Source organism: Corynebacterium drakensteinense (assembly GCF_041224285.1).
In the GTDB taxonomy this organism is placed as follows: domain Bacteria; phylum Actinomycetota; class Actinomycetes; order Mycobacteriales; family Mycobacteriaceae; genus Corynebacterium.
On record NZ_JAXOFP010000036.1, the window covers coordinates 1 to 1445 of the forward strand.

At 48.2% G+C, this 1445-nt stretch carries 1 protein-coding gene; it reads right to left on the reverse strand.

Features of this window, described 5'->3' with window-relative positions; genetic code table 11:
• Positions 1-27: 27 nt before the first annotated feature.
• Positions 28-1410: an IS3 family transposase gene (locus U1140_RS11345; RefSeq protein ID WP_369847961.1), complete on the reverse strand. Its 1383-nt coding sequence runs from the start codon at positions 1408-1410 to the stop codon at positions 28-30.
• Positions 1411-1445: the final 35 nt, after the last annotated feature.

Below are 1445 nucleotides of genomic sequence, written 5' to 3' on the forward strand. Positions count from 1 at the left end.
GGGGATGCGGACATTTTTTAGGAATATTCAGAGTAACAGCTTGCGCCGACGCTGATTAATACTTAATCCACCGAACTCAAGCTTGATTCTTCGTTCGTTATAGAACTCGACATACTCATGAATCGCTTTGTCTAATTCCTCACGATGGCGCCATTTACGCCCATAGAACATCTCATTTTTCATTCGACCGAACAAACCCTCGCACGCCGAATTATCAGGTGAGCACCCTTTCTTCGACATTGAACGAACAAAACCAATGTCATGGGAGGCTTGGATCCAACTATTACCTCGATAATGACAACCCCGATCGGAATGGATCACTAAACTTGTCGGATCAGCAGGCGCATCATTGTCAATCGCCTGCACTAAGCAGCCGTCTGCAAGCTGCTGAGTGGGATGGTAACTCGTTGTTGCTCCCACGATCTTTCCGTCGAAACAATCCACCAACGCTGAAAAGTAGATTTTCCCGTCATCAGCAGGAAACTCTGAAATATCCGTCAACCACAGCAGCCCAGGCTTATCAGCATGAAAATTCCGTTTCACCAAGTTTGGTGGGGCATCTGAAATCTCCCCGCGATACGACGAATAACGACGCCTTTTCTTCACATAGCGCACCGTGAGCCCCTCGGTAGAAATGATTCGACGCACAACTTTCTCGCTGACCGTAATTCCCAATTGCTTCAATTGCATCCACACGCGACGATAGCCATAGCTGAATCCGGACTCTTTGACGATTTCGGTAATTTTTTCGGTCAGCTGCGCATACTTTGAAGGACTCTTCAAAGCTTTGAGCTGATAATAGAAGCTCGACGACGATAGCTCGACGATGTCAAGCAGTAGTGAAATCGGAAAAGCAGACCGTAACGCATCGACCACAATAGTTTTGACTCTGTTACTGAGATTGGTTGGGTCGATGCTGTCGTCTTTTTTTATTTCTTCCAGCTCTTTTTCTAGCACGGCCTTTTCTGCTGATAGCCTTGCTGCCAGTTTCTTCAGTTCTATGGCATCGTCTGGAAGTGAGCTTTCCAAGGCTTTATGCGTGACGATGCCAGCTGACTGTTTGCGTTCAGTTGCGCTCATCAAGCCCCACTTTCCTTCCTCACGGAATCGTTGGGCCCAAGCATAGACGCTCATTTTCGAGTTCAGCGACAGTTTTACTGCAACGGCATCAGGAGACATCCCGGAGTTGAAAAGCTCGACGGCTTTAAGCTTGGTCGTCAACGGGTAGCGTTTTAGCGTTGTCCGTCGAATAGGAGGAGATGGTGGTTCAGATCGCTGTCTAATCCAGCGGTGGAGTGTCCAACGGCCTGGGTAACCCAATTCGCGGACGGTCTTGGTGGCAGATTGAGTCCTGTCGAATACTTCTAACGCTTTAAGTCGTTGCGCATTCGTGTATCGAATATTAGTCATGCGGAAAATCTCTCCAAGATTTCGTCCGCATCCCC